We start from the raw sequence: 15,403 nt of genomic DNA, 5'->3' as shown, positions 1-15,403 counted from the left end.
GTTAACGCTTTTATAATGTCAAGAAAAGGTGATTAAATGCATAAAAAAGAACGATTACAAAAAGTGATTGCACATAGTGGTTATACATCGAGACGAAAAGCAGAACAAATGATTACCGAAGGACGTGTCAAGGTTAATCAAAAAGTTGTAGCGGAGTTAGGCACAAAAGTAGGCCCGAATGATCAAGTTGAAGTTGATGATATTCCAATCGAAAAAGAAGAGCCCGTATATCTACTTCTTTATAAACCAAGGGGTATTATATCGAGTGTTAAGGACGATAAAGGACGAAAAGTCGTGACGGATTTAATCAGTGAAGAAATTGAGGAACGGTTATTTCCGGTCGGTCGTCTAGACTATGATACATCTGGGTTAATTTTGCTGACGAATGACGGTGAATTTTCCCAAAAGTTAATTCATCCTAAATTTAAAATCAATAAAGTATATGTCGCAAAGGTTAACGGGATACCGAGTAAGCAGGAGATTTATGAGCTTCAAAAAGGTGTTCATCAAGATGGGGAGTATTTGCGTTGCGTTAATAGTAGAATGTTAAAGATAGATAAGAAAAAAGGAAAAAGTATAATCGAGTTAACCCTAAGAGAAGGAAAAAACCGACAAGTCAGAAGGATGTTTGATTCATTAGGATACCGTGTAGAAAAATTAAAACGTGAACGATTCGGTTCTTTAACGTTAGGAAATTTAAACCCCGGGGAATATCGAGAACTAACACCGCATGAAGTTAAACAACTTCTTGATATTGCAGAAAAAAATGTTAAATAATGTTCAAACATCAATAATGCCGATTAATTAGCAGGTGTTATAATGGGCTTTGAAGGAGTGGTCCTGTTGTTGAATAAGAACAAAAGGTTGCGCTTGGTTTTTAGAACAATCGTATTAAGTATTTTGGTCGTTACAACTATCGCTGTGTTATATGTCAATTTTCAAAAAGATGATCCAATCTTAGAAGCAGGTGTTGAAGCTCCTAATTTTATCCTAGATCGTATGGACAGTAATGAGAAAATTGAATTAGATACACTTGAAGGAAAAGGTGTTATGGTTAATTTTTGGGCTACATATTGTGAGCCATGTAAGAAAGAGATGCCTTTTATGGAGGAATTATATCAAGAGTATCAAGATCAAGGTATAGAAATAATTGCTGTTAGCGTGGATAAAAATAGTATGGTTATTGAAAATTTCTATAATCAATTTAATCTGTCTTTCCCATTAGTTCATGATAAGAACGGTACTATTATGGAGGCGTATCAAGTACAACCATTACCAACGTCTTATTTCATCAATCCTGATGGGACAATCGAGCGTGTTGTAAAGGGTCCATTAACTTTAGAACGATTAGAATCTTATTTTAAAGAAATATTACCCAATAACAACCAAGTATAACTGAATTACCGTGAGGGATAAACATGAAAAATGTAAAATGTGAATGTGGGCACATCAATCACGAAGGAACTGTCTTATGTGAGGCTTGTGGTAAACCAATTGAAGGAAACCAGCATATTGACGGTAATGACGATAATAAAGTTCTTAATATGCGTTATGAGGGTAGTGCCCGTCGTTCGAGAACATATAAACGAACCATTATAGATAAAACGTGGAATTTTTTCTCCTCTGTAAAGGTTGGTGTTTGGTTAATCGCTTTAGCTTTAATTGCGGCAGCGATTGGTACGATCTATCCGCAAGAGGAATTTAAGAATTCAGTCTTACCTTCAAGTCAGTTCTATGAAGAACAGTATGGCCTTACGGGTAAGATATTCTACCAATTAGGCTTCCATAACTTATATAGTTCTTGGTGGTTTGTTACGCTTATTGCATTAATAGGTATTTCATTAGTGATTTGTTCAATAGACCGAGTTGTGCCTTTATATAGAGCCTTAAAAAATCAAAAGGCAAAACGACATGAGATTTTTGTGCGTAGGCAGCGTTTCTTTAGTGAAACTGAGCAGACATCAGATGAAGATCGTCAAACGTTTATGAACAATCTAAGAAAAAGACGTTATAAAATAACAGAAGACGACGGACATATTTTAGCAGAGAAAAACCGTTTTTCGCGTTGGGGACCATATGTGAATCACATTGGCTTAATCATTATTTTAATAGCTAGTATTTTAAGAATGTTTGACTTTATGCACACTGAAGGGTATGTATGGGTCCGCGAAGGTGAAACAAAAGTCGTTCCAACGACTGATCAAGAGTATTATATAAAAAATGAAAAATTCATATATGAAACTTATGATCGTAATGATGAAAGATTCCAAGAAGCATTAAAAAACGAAGAGTTTAATGTACCGAGTAACTTTCAGACGAACGTAGTTATTTATAAAGTTAAGGAGAAAGTGACGCTTGGACAAGAACCAGAGCTTGAGGAAGTGGCTCGTGGTGAAATTAGGTTAAATCAGCCACTTACTTTTGATGGATACAGTGCTTATCAATCTGGTACTCAGCTTAGAAGTGAATATAATCTAATTTCCTTCAATGTTGAAAACGGTGAAGGTCAACAAATCGGAATGTTTGAATTTAGACCGAATGATGATCAACGTACTTATGAATTAGGAAATGACTATAAGGCAGAGATTCAAGAGTACTATCCGCAATTTGAAATTACAGAAAACGGTCCATCTTCATTTTCTAAATTTCCTCGAAATCCTGGTATCATATTTGAAATAACAGGGCCGAATGTTGAGGGTGAGCGTTATTTCTATCTCAATGAAGATGTGGTTCCATTATCCGACGATAACGAGTTTCAGGTTTCATTAGAAGATACACAGTTAATTACTGCATCAGGTTTAATAATTAAGAAAGATTATTCTTTACCATTTTTCTTAATTGGAGCTACGATCTTTATGATTGGTGTAGCACAAGGGTTATATTGGCATCACCGCAGAGTTTGGTTACATCCAAAAGATGGGAAGCTATTAGTGGCTGGACATACTAATAAAAACTGGTTTGGACTGCAGAAGGATATTGAAGCATCGTTAAAAGATACGAATATTGAAATGGTGAAAGACCAGCAGGAGAAATTCTAATAAAAGGAGGGTGAATGATGGATTTAAATACGGTTAGCAGTAATGCCTTATATGCCGCCTTTATTCTATATCTCGTTGCCACCCTATTTTTTGGGGCAACGATTGGAAAGAATAAAGAAGACAAAACTAAATCTAAAGCTTCAAAAATAGCTATTACGTTGACAATTATAGGTTTTATCTCACAATTAACGTTCTTCTTTACACGTTGGTATCTAGCAGGTCATGCACCGGTTAGTAATATGTTTGAATTTATCGCATTCTTCGGTATGATGCTAGTGCTAGGTTTCATCATTATATACTTTATTTATCGTGAGACGATTATCGGCTTATTTGCTTTACCAATTACGATTTTAATTATTGGATATGGGAGTATGTTTCCAACTGAAATTTCTCCACTTATTCCATCGTTGCAATCGCATTGGTTATACATTCATGTCACAACTGCTGCATTAGGTGAAGCGATATTAGCGATGAGTTTTGTTGCTGGGTTGGTATATCTTATTGCTAAGGTGAATCAAACCGTTCGATCAAAGCAAACGTTTTGGCTTGAGGTTATATTATTCTTTGTCTTTGCGACTTCTGCATTTATTTTGATTACTTCTTCATTTGAAGGTGCAGGATACCAGGTTGAATTTACCCAAGAAGTAGATGGACAAACAAACACGATTGATTATCACTTACCAGCACTGGTAGAACCAGATGGAGCTGAATTAAGAACTGAAGGTGCTTTTACAACTGGGATTGAAGCCCCATCTTGGATGCATGGAGAGAATGCTGGCTCAAAATTTAATACATTAATTTGGTCCATTTTAGGTGGTTTAGTTTTATATGGTCTAACTAGATTAATTCTAAGAAAACGTGTAGCAGCCGCCATTCAACCCAAATTATCGCGTATTAATACCGATAAAGTAGATGAGATTATTTACCGCTCAGTGGCCATTGGTTTTCCGGTCTTTACATTAGGGGCTTTAATATTCGCTTCTATATGGGCTCAAGAAGCTTGGGGACGCTTTTGGGGCTGGGACCCTAAAGAGGTTTGGGCACTCGTTACTTGGTTGTTCTATGCTGTCTTTTTACACCTGCGTTTAGGTGCGGGTTGGCATGGAGAAAAATCGGCATGGTTGGCGGTTGTTGGTTTTACCATTATTATGACGAACTTGATTTTTGTTAACTTAGTCATAGCTGGCATGCATTCATATGCAGGATAATTATAGTAAAGGAGTTGTCTTACATGGCTGAACAAGCAAAAATTTTAGTGGTTGATGACGAAGAGCGTATTCGTCGCTTGTTAAAGTTATATTTAGAAAGGGAAGAATTTGAAATCAATGAAGCTGAGGATGGCCGTGAAGCCCTTCAAAAAGCTTTAGATCAAGACTATGATTTAATTTTATTAGATCTTATGTTACCTGAGATGGACGGAATAGAAGTATGCACACAACTTCGAGAACGTAAGGCAACACCAGTAATTATGTTAACTGCTAAGGGAGAAGAGTCAAACCGTGTACAAGGCTTTGAAGTTGGAGCAGATGATTATATCGTTAAACCATTCAGTCCAAGAGAAGTCGTGTTGAGAGTAAAAGCTTTATTAAGAAGATCTTCTTCAACAAAATATTTACGTACAGACACAGATACACATGATGTCATTGTTTACCCACATTTAACAATCGATAAGGACGCTCATCGAGTTCTCGCAGATGGCACTGAAGTTAACCTAACACCAAAAGAATATGAATTACTTTACTACTTAGCGAAAACACCAGATAAGGTCTTTGATCGAGAAGAGTTACTTAAAGAAGTTTGGGAATACGAATTTTTCGGTGATTTAAGGACTGTTGATACGCATGTGAAACGACTTCGCGAAAAATTAAGTAAAGTTTCTGAAGATGCAGCCAGTATGATTGTCACTGTGTGGGGAATCGGATATAAATTTGAGGTTATGGATGCATAATGCTCTGGCGTAGCGTCGTATTCAAATTATGGTTTACGATTATTTTGTTAGTTGCTTTTGTTTTAATGATTCTAACCATCTTTCTACTGGAATTTTTTGAGAACTTTTATGTTGAAGAAGCCGAGGAAAGCCTCATGAATGAAGCTGAGAATGTATCTTCCATTATTGAAGAACACGAGGATTTGTCATTAACACTCAATACGATCGATCAGCTACTTGCTCCGCAGACGCGTGTAACGGTGTTTTTTAACGAACATCAATACTGGCAAAATGATATAGAAACCAATACATTACCAAATATAGATCCGAGCTGGTTTGTAGGTAATATTGATATCAATCATGTATTTGGTGCCAATGAGTCAGTTAAGAAAATAACGGAAGTTCCAAATGGAAATGCTGAAATTATTATTGTCGGTATTCCAACGGCAGATCAAAATGGTGCCATTTATGTCTATCAATCTTTAGATGTTGTAGAAGAAACGACAACAAGAGCAACAAAACTAATATTAATTGCTGCTACGGTGGCCATTATATTAACAACGATCTTTGCCTTCTTCTTAACAAGCAGGATTACAGCACCATTAATGAAAATGCGTAAAGCAGCTGGCGAATTATCAAAAGGTGAGTTCCATACAAAGGTTCCAGTTTTAACGCATGATGAAATTGGAGAATTGGCAATTTCGTTTAATCGAATGAGAAGACAATTAAACTATCATATTACGGCTTTGAATCAAGAAAAATCACAGCTTTCAAGCATTTTAAGATCATTAGCTGACGGTGTTATTACGGTTAATAAACAATTAGGTGTCATGTTGATTAACCCTCCGGCAGAGCAATTTTTGGCTCAAATTAATTTCACAAAAGAAGAAGAGCCGCATTCCTTGCCGGTTGAATTACGCAATCATTTTCAAAAAGTTATTGAAGAAGAGAATGAATATACAAAAGAGATTGTGGCGGTTGGGCGCAATTTCGTGCTTATTATGACACCCCTTTATATTGAAGGTTCTGTACGTGGGGCCGTCGCTATTATTCGAGATATGACAGAGGAAAGACAGCTTGATAAGCTACGAAAAGATTTTCTTGCTAATGTGTCGCATGAATTAAGAACACCAATATCAATGATGCAAGGGTATGCTGAAGCGATTGTCGATGATATTGCTGAATCTAAAGAGGAAAAACAGGAGCTTGCCCAAATTATTTATGATGAATCATTACGTATGAACCGTTTAGTAAATGAATTATTAGATTTAGCACGAATGGAAGCAGGACATATTCAAATTAATCACGCGAAAGTCCCAGTTAAGCCATTTATCGATCGAGTCATAAAGAAATTTAGTTCACTTTTTGAGGAACAGGAAATCGAGCTACGGACGAATGTCCCTTCTGGTATCGAGTACTATTTTGATCCTGATCGTATCGAACAAGTCATGACGAATTTAATTGATAATGCTTTAAGGCATACCAATGAAGATGGAAAAATTACGATAGATGTAGAAGAACAGAAAAATGAATTAGTCATTCATATTAAAGATAATGGGTCAGGTATACCTGAGGAAGATTTACCATTTATTTTCGAGCGCTTTTATAAAAGTGACAAGTCGCGGACACGTAATGGTAAAAAGAAAGGTACCGGACTTGGGCTATCGATTGCGAAGCATATTATTGAAGCCCATAACGGGTCAATATATGCTAAAAGTAAAGAGAGTGAAGGTACTACCTTTACATTCACGATTCCTAAAAAAGAAGACTGATATAGTTGGCAGCGTTACGGATGAAAGCTTCATTACATCTATAATGCTGCTTTTCTTTATGATAAAATATATGAAGTTGTAACTTTTTATTATCATTTTCGACTAATAATATTGAGAACGGAGGCTCTGTGATGAGAGAGTCCTTTCAAGAATTGTATGATGAATTTCATCAGGACTTATATCAATTTATATTTTATATGGTAAAGGATAAACCTACGACTGAAGATTTAGTACAAGAAGTTTATATTAGAGTCCTGCAATCATACGATACGTTCGCAGGAAAAAGTAGTCAAAAAACCTGGTTGTTTTCAATTGCTCGCCATGTCACCATTGATTTTTTTAGAAAACAAGGTCGACGAAAAAAACGACATGCAGATGGTTTTGATTTTGAACAACATGGTAATTTATTAAAGGATAACAAACCAACTCCAGAAGAATTAGCTGAAAAAAGTGAAGAAGTCCAAATGATGTATCAGTGTCTTGATAAATGTTCAAACGATCAACGCATGGTCATTATTCTTAGATATATTCAACAAATGTCAATTAAAGAAACAGCTGATATCCTCAATTGGTCAACAAGTAAAGTTAAAACGACTCAACATCGAGCGATTAACGCTTTGAAGGATAGGATGCTTCAAAGAAAAGGAGGGCATGAAGAATGAAAAAACAGAATGATGAGATAGAGAAAACATTATCTGAAATGCCCAAAATTAACGATTCACGTTCATTTGATGACTATTATAATCAAATATCTAAGCAAGTGAATCAAAGAAAAATAAGGAAACATGCCAAGAGAGGTTGGATTATTCCAGCAATAACGTCAGCTGCTGCCTTAGTATTAGTATTTATTATTGGATTACAGTTTATCAATACAAATCAAACGGCAGATGAAATGAAAACTTATCAAAGTATAGAGGATTCGGTTGATCAAGCCGAAACAAATGAATCTGCAAATGAAAGTGCCTCCTCTGGAGATGCTGAAATGGCTGAAATAGAAGAGTATAATCAAGATGGCCAAGGTAATCAAGATATGGGGGGAGCATCAAATGATGATGAAAACCAACAGTTTAGTATGCAGGAGGTAGATGCTAATTCATCCATGGTTGTGACACAAGATGAGTCACAAGGTAAACAATTCGTCACGTTTATCATTCCCGATAACCAAGTGCAGTATTTTGCTCCAATTACAGTGGAAATGAATGATCAGGATCCTTATGAGTTTTTTAATCAGTCGCGCGAACTTATCATGGATGATGAATGGGGATTAAGTAGTGATGTATTGAGTTCTATTACGTTTATCGGTATGAACGATCAAAACATTCCTATTTTAGAAATGGATGAAACAGAGCTTCAAGATGGAACTGCCATAGAAAGGGTTGCGATGGAGGTCATCCGGTATTTTCAATATTTAGGTCACGAAAAAGTAGCCGTTCGTGATCCCAATGGAGATCCTGTTAGTTTGGCTCATGTCGGTGAGGTTGAAGAAGTAACTTTTGAAAATCAACTTAAAGCTTATAAACTGTACCAGCCACAATCAGATGAACTGTTTTGGATTGAAAAGGTTTTGATGAATGGTGCATCGATTGAAGAAGCTATAGAGGAATTAAAGGTTAGTGAAGAAGCATTTAATATCAAAGCACCAGTACCTAATAACGTTAATATAGAAATTGAGGGTCAGGACCCGGTACTAAACATTCGCTTTCTAAACCCAGAACAATTAGCTGAGTCAACTGAAATTCCTTATATAATTGAATCAATTCTTTTAACAGCCAAATCCTTTGGCTATGAACAAGTGGATTTTAATAATTTAGGGATGACTCAAGTTGGACCTTATCAATTAGATGAACCAGTCCAAGTACCTGCATACATTAATCCTCGATAAGAATTATAAAAATCTTGCATTTAACAAATTAAATTGAATAATCCTGTTTAGTCGTTGAAATACACGGAGACTCCTGGTTCGGCTAAAAGCGGCCACGTCCTGAGCCTGCGGAAAGCGAAGTGTATTTCAACTGCACTGAATAAAGAAAGTATACAAAAAACAAAGCCTGTTACCAGCGATTCTGGTAACAGGCTTATCTTTAATTATCTTTTATTTTGATAACGCTGGATACATTCATCAATTAGTTGGCTAGCCTCTTTAGGACCTTCCCATTCTCCAATTTCTGTTTTCTTACCTTGTAAGTCCTTATATGTTTGGAAAAAATGTGAGATCTCGTCTAATTTATGCTGTGGAACGTCATCTAATGTGTAAACATCTTTAAATCGTGGATCCTCAACAGGTACAGCAAGAAGCTTCTGATCTTCCTCACCACTATCAATCATGTTCAAGAATCCAATGACACGTGATTCAATGACACATCCCGGAAATGTAGGATTTGTTACTAAAACAAGAGCATCTAACGGATCATCATCTAATGCTAACGTTTCATCTAAGTAACCGTATTCTGCGGGATAAAACTGTGGTGAGAAAAGTACACGGTCTAGTTTAAAGACTCCTTTTTCTTTATCATATTCATATTTGTTTTGACTTCCTGTAGGAATTTCTACGAAAACATCTACAATTTTGTTTTCTGGCACGGTTAGTCCTCCTTTATTTGCATTCTTCGATTACTCATTATATCAATCTTTATATAGTAAGAAAAGCAAGATTAATGGTAAAATGATATATAATGACAAAACTGTGAGGGATCATAGTGAATGAACATGATTTACGTCAAATCCTATCAACAAAAATTAAAGTCGTTCGAACTGAATTTGATTATACTCAGGAGCAAATGTCTGATATTCTAGGTATTTCTAAAAAAACATTGTTGCAAATCGAGAAGGGAAGAATTGAAGCGAATTGGCCGGTTATCGTGACTTTTGCGTCAATCTTTCGTGATAGTTCTATTATTCAACAGGAGCTAGGTGAAAACGACGTCATATATTTATTACAAACGATTAGACGAAAGCATATAGCATATAACCATAATCGGGTTAGTCACCACACTTGGTGGAAAACGATAGAAGAACGTAATGGTTATATCCTACAACAAAATAGAGTTAGCCTATATTTTCGTATTGTTGATCAAATGGGCCTACGTTTATTTAGTAGTTTTTATAAAAAAGCGGCAGAACGTCATTTTAATCAAATAGTAGAAGAAAAATAGAACGATATTTAACTGTTAATATATCGACTGTTAAATGGTATTTTAGACAATTTGATGGATTCAGTTGGGCAGCCTTCATACGCATCTTCTAGATCATCATGTAAAGCCTTGGGAATGTTTAATGTTCCTTGATTGTTGTCTAGTAAATTATAAGCAACGCCCATTTCGTTATAATTAAAAATATCAGGGGCATTAGCACCACATGCTCCGCAGGCTATGCAAGTGTCCTGATTGACGAATGTGTAAAGAGTCATAAAGGATCCTCCTATGTTGAACTTTTACTATTTCATTGTATTACGATTTAACTTCGTATTCAATTAAAGGGGTGAGGAGATGATTCACTATCAAGACGTAATCTCACATATGTTATATAAATTAAATGGAGAACGTACGATTTCGTCGGCCTTCCATATTTTACGAGGGAAAAGGTCTTCACAAACACTACAGGACATTCATTTGTTTGGGCTACAACCCTATTATGGTATTTATCCAAAATTGCGATCAGCAACCTATCATAGATGGATCGATAGTTTTGTATCACAAAATCTGATTATCATAAGAGACGAAAGCTTTGAATGCACGGGAAAGATACATTTCCAAACAGGCAATCTTCGGGACAAGATTAATGGTTTTAAATATCACCGAGTAGATTTGGACTGGTTTTCAGCTATTCAGTTGGTGTGCCAAACTTTATCTAATATACATAAACAGAATAAACATTTTATTCCGGTTATTGATGATGTTGAGATTCAATATCAGGTTAAGCAACTAATGAAAAAATATCGACATCACGATCAACTCGTTCATTTATTTCACAATGAGCTCAAATCAGTCTTAGAGCAAATAGGGGAGCTAGAGGCAGAGTTAATGGTACAACAGTTTACTGGTGCGAATCGAATCGGATTGAGTAAAAAACAGTTAGCTGATGATTATCAAGTTTACGAAGAAGATATTCATTTGACCACGATGAGTGCTATTCATCAATTAATTCAAATCGTAGAGTATAATACGGAGGAGTATCCTATATTAAACCTATTCATATCTCAGAAACGTCATCAATCTATAACAGATTCAGCAGAAAAAACATACCGGTTTCTTAATAATGGATTGACACTTAAGGAAATAGAAAATATCCGTCAATTGCGCCCTAGCACCATTCGAGACCATGTTGTTGAAATAGCGACTCAGCTAGAACACTTCGATATTGACTCATTTGTTTCAAAAGATATAGAGGAAAAAATTATTCGTGTTATCGAAAAGGTAGAGACGAGAAGGTTAAAAGTAATAAAGGAACAATTAGATGATCACATCAGTTATTTTCAAATACGTTTGGTGCTAGCAAAATATAATCATTCTAAAGTGAGTGTCATGGCAAATGGATAAAGAAACAATCAAATTAGAGGATCAGTTAAAAAAACATTTTGGTTTTTCATCATTTCGAGAAGGGCAAAAGGAGATTATTGAGTCTGTTTTAGATAATCAGCATACTTTAGCAACATTACCTACAGGAAGTGGAAAGTCGATTTGTTATCAATTGCCTTCTTTAATCGTCGAGGGGATAACGATTGTCGTATCTCCATTGATATCGCTCATGGTAGATCAGGTTAAATTACTTCGTGCACAGGGTTATAAACGTGTCACAGCCCTTAATAGCTTATTAAGCTATGAGCAAAAATCTAAATTATTGAGTCATCTTAATCGATATCGTATGATCTATTGCTCTCCCGAGATGTTGCAGCAGGAATCATTCATCAATAGACTTAAGCAACTCAATGTGTTGCAGTTTGTCATTGATGAAGCCCATTGTATATCGCAATGGGGACATGAATTTAGACCTGACTATTTAAGGTTGAAGGATGTCATAGAAACACTAGGTGAACCAACTGTACTAGCTCTTAGTGCAACAGCTACACCTAAAATCCAGGATGATATTGTTAAGCAGTTATCGCTCAACATGAGGAAAATCATTTATCCGATGGACCGGGTAAATATTACTTATAGTGTATTAAAATCAGATAATCAGATAGAAAAGCAGGAGCAAATCATTCATTTATTAGAGCAAGCCAAGGCACCTACCATGATTTATTTTTCGAGCAGAGTGATGACAGAGCAATTGTACGGACTATTACAACAACAATTTCCTGAACGAAAAGTAGCCTATTACCATGGCGGTATGGAACAACAGGATCGGTTATTAATACAACAGCAGTTTATGCATGATCAATTGGATATTATCTGTTGTACTAGTGCTTTTGGAATGGGAGTCAATAAAGATAACATTCGACTCATTATACATTATCACTTGCCTACAAACTTAGAATCATTTATTCAGGAAACAGGGCGAGCAGGACGCGATGGCAAACAAAGTGTGAGTGTATTACTTTATACAAAAGGTGATGAAACCATTCCTTTTCAGATTATTGAATCGGAGTTACCAGATGATAGTGAGATAGAAAGGTATCTTCACGCGAAACAGGAAGGTATAAATATTGACATCGAATCTGAATTAAGTGAAACGAAACTACGATTTTTGAATTATCATACTCATAAACTAACCCAAACTCTAACACAGCAGTCAGAAATCGAAGAGGAACTAAAGTCTTTCCGCGATCATCGAAAACAGTTAAAAATAAATAGTGTAATTAATTTAGTTCGTTGGGTTAATGCTGAAGATTGTAGACGTGCTTTACTATTTCAACCTTATCAGGAGCATGTTCGGCCAGCCTTATTTGATTGTTGTGATCATTGTGGATTTAATATTCATAAATGGGAGATTGATTTAAACATTCACCATGATTATAAGCAGAATTGGCGTAACATTCTTGAGGAGATGTTTCAATGAAAAGACAATCACAAGCGGAAATCGTAAAACAATTATCAAATAAAGAATTACTCTTAAATGTTTATGCATCACAATTACTTTTTGTATTGTTAGCTTTTGGTTTGGCATGGTTATGGTTTGATGACTTTAATCATTTATTCGGTCTTTTTAAGTTAAACTGGAATGAACTATTGTTATTAGGTTTGATCCCCGGCGTCACCGTCGTCATGATTGATTTAATATTTATTAAATGGATACCAGAAAAATACTACGATGATGGTGGAATTAATAATCGGATTTTTACATCGTTATCTATACCGCAAATTTTCTTAATAGCACTTGTTGTTTCGTTTTCGGAAGAGTTATTGTTTAGGGGAGTTATACAGACGTCATTTGGATATGTCATAGCCAGTGTTTTATTCGCTTTAGTTCATTTTAGATATTTAAATAAAATAGTACTTCTAGTATCTGTATTAATCCTTTCATTTTTGCTAGGATATATTTACGAGATTACGAATAATCTATTGGTTCCGATTGTAGCGCATTTTATTATTGATTTTCTATTAGGGATTTACTATCGTTTATTCAGAGGTGACAATCATGAAAGAAAGCTCAGCCAAACGTTATCAAAATGATCGGGAAGTCGATGATGTATTGAATTTACCACCGAGAAGTAAGAAGCATCAGTCTCGATTTCGGAAAGAAAAGAATCAATTGCTAATCAGCCAAATCATTTTAAAAGGTTTAGTAACAATTTTTATTTTTTTAATCATATCTATTCCATTTATATATTATTTTTGGTTACAATAATGTAGGGATTTTTAATGATTCGATACCAATCAACCAAAAGTGGTTTATTGCCACTCTTTTTTATTTTATAATGTCATAGGGAAAAAGAGAGATTTTTGTCGAATTATAGCAGGAAATCCGATCAATTGAGTAGAAAAGATTATTAATAAATCTATCTAACAACTTTTGTCTGATATTTAATGTTTTATTAAAGTAAATGAAAAGTTTGAATAAGTTTTTAATAATACAGGCAATTTTCGTAGTGGATGATACATAAGATATTAGTGAGATGGTGGAGGTGGTTACGTGCGATTAGAACGAATTAGCGTTAACCAGTTTAAAATTTTCCTAACCTATGATGACCTCAACGAACGAGGCTATACAAAGGAAGATTTGTGGAATAATTTACCGAAAGCAAATCAGTTGTTTCAAGATATGTTGTATGAAGCTTGTGAGGAATTAAATATGGATTTAGATGGCATGTTGAAAGTTAAAGTTCACATGCTACAAGCCCAAGGCATGATTATCGTCGTGACTCAGAACGATAATGATCAATTGGAAAGTGAAGAATATATCGAATTAAAAGTGACAATGGATGAGAGTAAAGAAATGATATTTGTATTTAATGATTTTGAAGATGTGATTCAGTCGGCAAAGGCGATTATTAATCAATTTGATTTAAACGCAAGCCTGTATGCATATGACGATTTATATTATCTCAATATAAATGAAACGTCATTGACAGAGCGAATTAGAGGAGACTTGATTTCAATTATGTCAGAGTATGCCTCACCGAGTACAATGACTTCCTATATTCTAAACGAACACGGTAATGTGATTGCAGAGAATAATGCACTCCAAATCCTTGTACATTACTTCTAATGAGGTGAATTTGTTGAAAATTGCAGTATTATATGGTGGGACATCTAAGGAAAGAGAAGTGTCATTATCTTCAGGAAAAGGGATTATCCAAGCATTAAGTAAACGAGGTCATGACGTTGTGGATATTGATTTTAACCCTAAAGATTTAGAAGACGTCATGGAAAAAATTAAAACAGTTGATCTTGTATTTATTGGTTTACACGGGAAGCAAGGAGAGGATGGAACCGTCCAAGGCCTACTAGATTTAATGGGTGTTCCATATGTTGGTTCTGGTGTGTTAGCATCGTCTCTGGCAATGGATAAAACAAAGGCAAAACAAATTTTTTATATGAATGGCATTCCGATTGCCAAGGGTAACACATACGGTAAACATGAATCACAAGAAAATATTGTAGAAGATATCAACCAGCAATTTTCTTTGCCTATTGTGATTAAACCAAACCAAGAAGGTTCGACATTAGGGCTGACGATTGTGAGTGACGAAAGTCAAGTTAAACCTGCTGTCGAACTTGCTTTTGAACATGATTTTGAGATTTTAGTTGAGGAATACGTTAAAGGTCGAGAGATGACTTGTGCCGTTATAGGTAAACGAGGTCAAGAACAATCATTACCTATTATTGAAATTATACCTAAGAGTGAATATTACGATTATGAGTCTAAATATTCAGCAGGCGGTAGTGAACATATTTGTCCAGCAAAAATCGACGAGACCTTAACAACTAAAATTCAGGATTATGCGGTAAAGGCACACCAAATTCTAGGCTGCGAAACGTATTCACGTGTTGATTTTATACTCAAGGATAATGGTGATCCGATAATTTTAGAAGTCAATACCCTGCCAGGAATGACACCGACAAGTTTATATCCAGACGCTGCTAAAGCTGTCGATATGAATTATGAAGAGATGTTAGAACAATTTATTCAACTAACGATTAAGGCTTAAAATTGTCTTAGGTTAAGGCGGATGTTAGAGGTACTTATTATTGGGAATTTAAAGGTTTATTTATGTTGCATATTCGATA

Annotated in this window: 17 protein-coding genes; 15 read left to right on the top strand and 2 right to left on the bottom strand. The window is 35.3% G+C overall.

What is annotated here, in order from left to right; all coding sequences use genetic code 11:
• Positions 1-36 precede the first annotated feature (36 nt).
• The 8 genes from BLP77_RS10710 (at position 37) to BLP77_RS10675 (ending at position 8,619) form a co-directional block, all read left to right on the top strand.
• Positions 37-777 (top strand): pseudouridine synthase, encoded by a 741-nt coding sequence (locus BLP77_RS10710; protein WP_093857122.1) that lies wholly within the window; start codon positions 37-39, stop codon positions 775-777.
• A gap of 66 nt (positions 778-843) precedes the next feature.
• On the top strand, positions 844-1,395 hold the full coding sequence (gene resA / locus BLP77_RS10705; protein ID WP_245686857.1) for a thiol-disulfide oxidoreductase ResA: 552 nt from the start codon (positions 844-846) through the stop codon (positions 1,393-1,395).
• 23 nt (positions 1,396-1,418) lie between these two features.
• Positions 1,419-3,038, top strand: coding sequence for a cytochrome c biogenesis protein ResB (resB, locus tag BLP77_RS10700; protein ID WP_093857121.1), 1,620 nt, complete (start codon positions 1,419-1,421; stop codon positions 3,036-3,038).
• A 17-nt stretch (positions 3,039-3,055) separates the two neighbouring features.
• Positions 3,056-4,246 carry a c-type cytochrome biogenesis protein CcsB gene (ccsB, locus tag BLP77_RS10695; protein WP_093857120.1) on the top strand — a complete coding sequence of 397 codons (1,191 nt, stop codon included), beginning with the start codon at positions 3,056-3,058 and terminating at the stop codon, positions 4,244-4,246.
• Between the two features lie 23 nt (positions 4,247-4,269).
• The gene (locus tag BLP77_RS10690; RefSeq protein ID WP_093857119.1) at positions 4,270-4,986 is read left to right on the top strand and encodes a response regulator transcription factor; all 717 of its coding nucleotides are present in this window, start codon (positions 4,270-4,272) and stop codon (positions 4,984-4,986) included.
• On the top strand, positions 4,986-6,737 hold the full coding sequence (locus BLP77_RS10685) for an ATP-binding protein (protein ID WP_093857118.1): 1,752 nt from the start codon (positions 4,986-4,988) through the stop codon (positions 6,735-6,737). Before BLP77_RS10690 ends, BLP77_RS10685 begins: the two co-directional genes overlap by 1 nt.
• Positions 6,738-6,868: 131 nt before the next feature.
• A complete protein-coding gene (locus BLP77_RS10680) occupies positions 6,869-7,399 on the top strand; it encodes an RNA polymerase sigma factor SigX (RefSeq protein ID WP_093857117.1) in 531 nt (176 codons plus the stop codon).
• Positions 7,396-8,619, top strand: coding sequence for a hypothetical protein (locus BLP77_RS10675; protein WP_093857116.1), 1,224 nt, complete (start codon positions 7,396-7,398; stop codon positions 8,617-8,619). Before BLP77_RS10680 ends, BLP77_RS10675 begins: the two co-directional genes overlap by 4 nt.
• Positions 8,620-8,822: 203 nt before the next feature.
• Here the strand turns inward: BLP77_RS10675 and BLP77_RS10670 are convergent, their stop codons facing one another.
• Complete coding sequence (locus BLP77_RS10670) at positions 8,823-9,317, bottom strand: inorganic diphosphatase (RefSeq protein ID WP_093857115.1); 495 nt, start codon at positions 9,315-9,317, stop codon at positions 8,823-8,825.
• Between the two features lie 116 nt (positions 9,318-9,433).
• Here BLP77_RS10670 and BLP77_RS10665 point away from each other — a divergent pair, with 116 nt between their 5' ends.
• Positions 9,434-9,889 carry a helix-turn-helix transcriptional regulator gene (locus BLP77_RS10665; protein WP_093857114.1) on the top strand — a complete coding sequence of 152 codons (456 nt, stop codon included), beginning with the start codon at positions 9,434-9,436 and terminating at the stop codon, positions 9,887-9,889.
• An 8-nt stretch (positions 9,890-9,897) separates the two neighbouring features.
• On the opposite strand, the gene BLP77_RS10660 is transcribed toward BLP77_RS10665, so the two are convergent.
• Positions 9,898-10,143, bottom strand: a complete 246-nt coding sequence (locus BLP77_RS10660; protein WP_093857113.1) for a ferredoxin — start codon at positions 10,141-10,143, stop codon at positions 9,898-9,900.
• Between the two features lie 79 nt (positions 10,144-10,222).
• On the opposite strand from BLP77_RS10660, the gene BLP77_RS10655 reads away from it, so the two are divergent.
• The 6 genes from BLP77_RS10655 (at position 10,223) to BLP77_RS10630 (ending at position 15,324) form a co-directional block, all read left to right on the top strand.
• Positions 10,223-11,272 carry a YpbB family protein gene (locus BLP77_RS10655; protein WP_093857112.1) on the top strand — a complete coding sequence of 350 codons (1,050 nt, stop codon included), beginning with the start codon at positions 10,223-10,225 and terminating at the stop codon, positions 11,270-11,272.
• Positions 11,265-12,731 carry a RecQ family ATP-dependent DNA helicase gene (locus BLP77_RS10650; RefSeq protein WP_093857111.1) on the top strand — a complete coding sequence of 489 codons (1,467 nt, stop codon included), beginning with the start codon at positions 11,265-11,267 and terminating at the stop codon, positions 12,729-12,731. The genes BLP77_RS10655 and BLP77_RS10650 overlap by 8 nt, the downstream gene beginning before the upstream one ends.
• Positions 12,728-13,345 (top strand): CPBP family intramembrane glutamic endopeptidase, encoded by a 618-nt coding sequence (locus tag BLP77_RS10645; RefSeq protein WP_093857110.1) that lies wholly within the window; start codon positions 12,728-12,730, stop codon positions 13,343-13,345. Before BLP77_RS10650 ends, BLP77_RS10645 begins: the two co-directional genes overlap by 4 nt.
• A complete protein-coding gene (locus BLP77_RS10640; RefSeq protein ID WP_093857109.1) occupies positions 13,311-13,520 on the top strand; it encodes a hypothetical protein in 210 nt (69 codons plus the stop codon). Before BLP77_RS10645 ends, BLP77_RS10640 begins: the two co-directional genes overlap by 35 nt.
• A 285-nt stretch (positions 13,521-13,805) precedes the next feature.
• Complete coding sequence (locus tag BLP77_RS10635; protein ID WP_093857108.1) at positions 13,806-14,381, top strand: adaptor protein MecA; 576 nt, start codon at positions 13,806-13,808, stop codon at positions 14,379-14,381.
• 13 nt (positions 14,382-14,394) lie between these two features.
• Positions 14,395-15,324 (top strand): D-alanine--D-alanine ligase family protein, encoded by a 930-nt coding sequence (locus BLP77_RS10630; RefSeq protein ID WP_093857107.1) that lies wholly within the window; start codon positions 14,395-14,397, stop codon positions 15,322-15,324.
• Positions 15,325-15,403 lie beyond the last annotated feature (79 nt).

The organism is Tenuibacillus multivorans, from assembly GCF_900103915.1.
Taxonomy (GTDB): Bacteria; Bacillota; Bacilli; order Bacillales; family Alkalibacillaceae; genus Tenuibacillus; species Tenuibacillus multivorans.
Note: the sequence above shows the minus strand (reverse complement) of the source record. Positions and strands in the feature narration are given on the sequence as shown.

Coding starts and splice junctions, on each gene's coding strand:
- BLP77_RS10710 (WP_093857122.1), top strand. CDS start 37: ATGCATAAAAAAGAACGATTACAAAAAGTGATTGCACATAGTGGTTAT.
- resB (WP_093857121.1), top strand. CDS start 1,419: ATGAAAAATGTAAAATGTGAATGTGGGCACATCAATCACGAAGGAACT.
- ccsB (WP_093857120.1), top strand. CDS start 3,056: ATGGATTTAAATACGGTTAGCAGTAATGCCTTATATGCCGCCTTTATT.
- BLP77_RS10690 (WP_093857119.1), top strand. CDS start 4,270: ATGGCTGAACAAGCAAAAATTTTAGTGGTTGATGACGAAGAGCGTATT.
- BLP77_RS10685 (WP_093857118.1), top strand. CDS start 4,986: ATGCTCTGGCGTAGCGTCGTATTCAAATTATGGTTTACGATTATTTTG.
- BLP77_RS10680 (WP_093857117.1), top strand. CDS start 6,869: ATGAGAGAGTCCTTTCAAGAATTGTATGATGAATTTCATCAGGACTTA.
- BLP77_RS10675 (WP_093857116.1), top strand. CDS start 7,396: ATGAAAAAACAGAATGATGAGATAGAGAAAACATTATCTGAAATGCCC.
- BLP77_RS10660 (WP_093857113.1), bottom strand. CDS start 10,143: ATGACTCTTTACACATTCGTCAATCAGGACACTTGCATAGCCTGCGGA.
- BLP77_RS10655 (WP_093857112.1), top strand. CDS start 10,223: ATGATTCACTATCAAGACGTAATCTCACATATGTTATATAAATTAAAT.
- BLP77_RS10650 (WP_093857111.1), top strand. CDS start 11,265: ATGGATAAAGAAACAATCAAATTAGAGGATCAGTTAAAAAAACATTTT.
- BLP77_RS10645 (WP_093857110.1), top strand. CDS start 12,728: ATGAAAAGACAATCACAAGCGGAAATCGTAAAACAATTATCAAATAAA.
- BLP77_RS10640 (WP_093857109.1), top strand. CDS start 13,311: ATGAAAGAAAGCTCAGCCAAACGTTATCAAAATGATCGGGAAGTCGAT.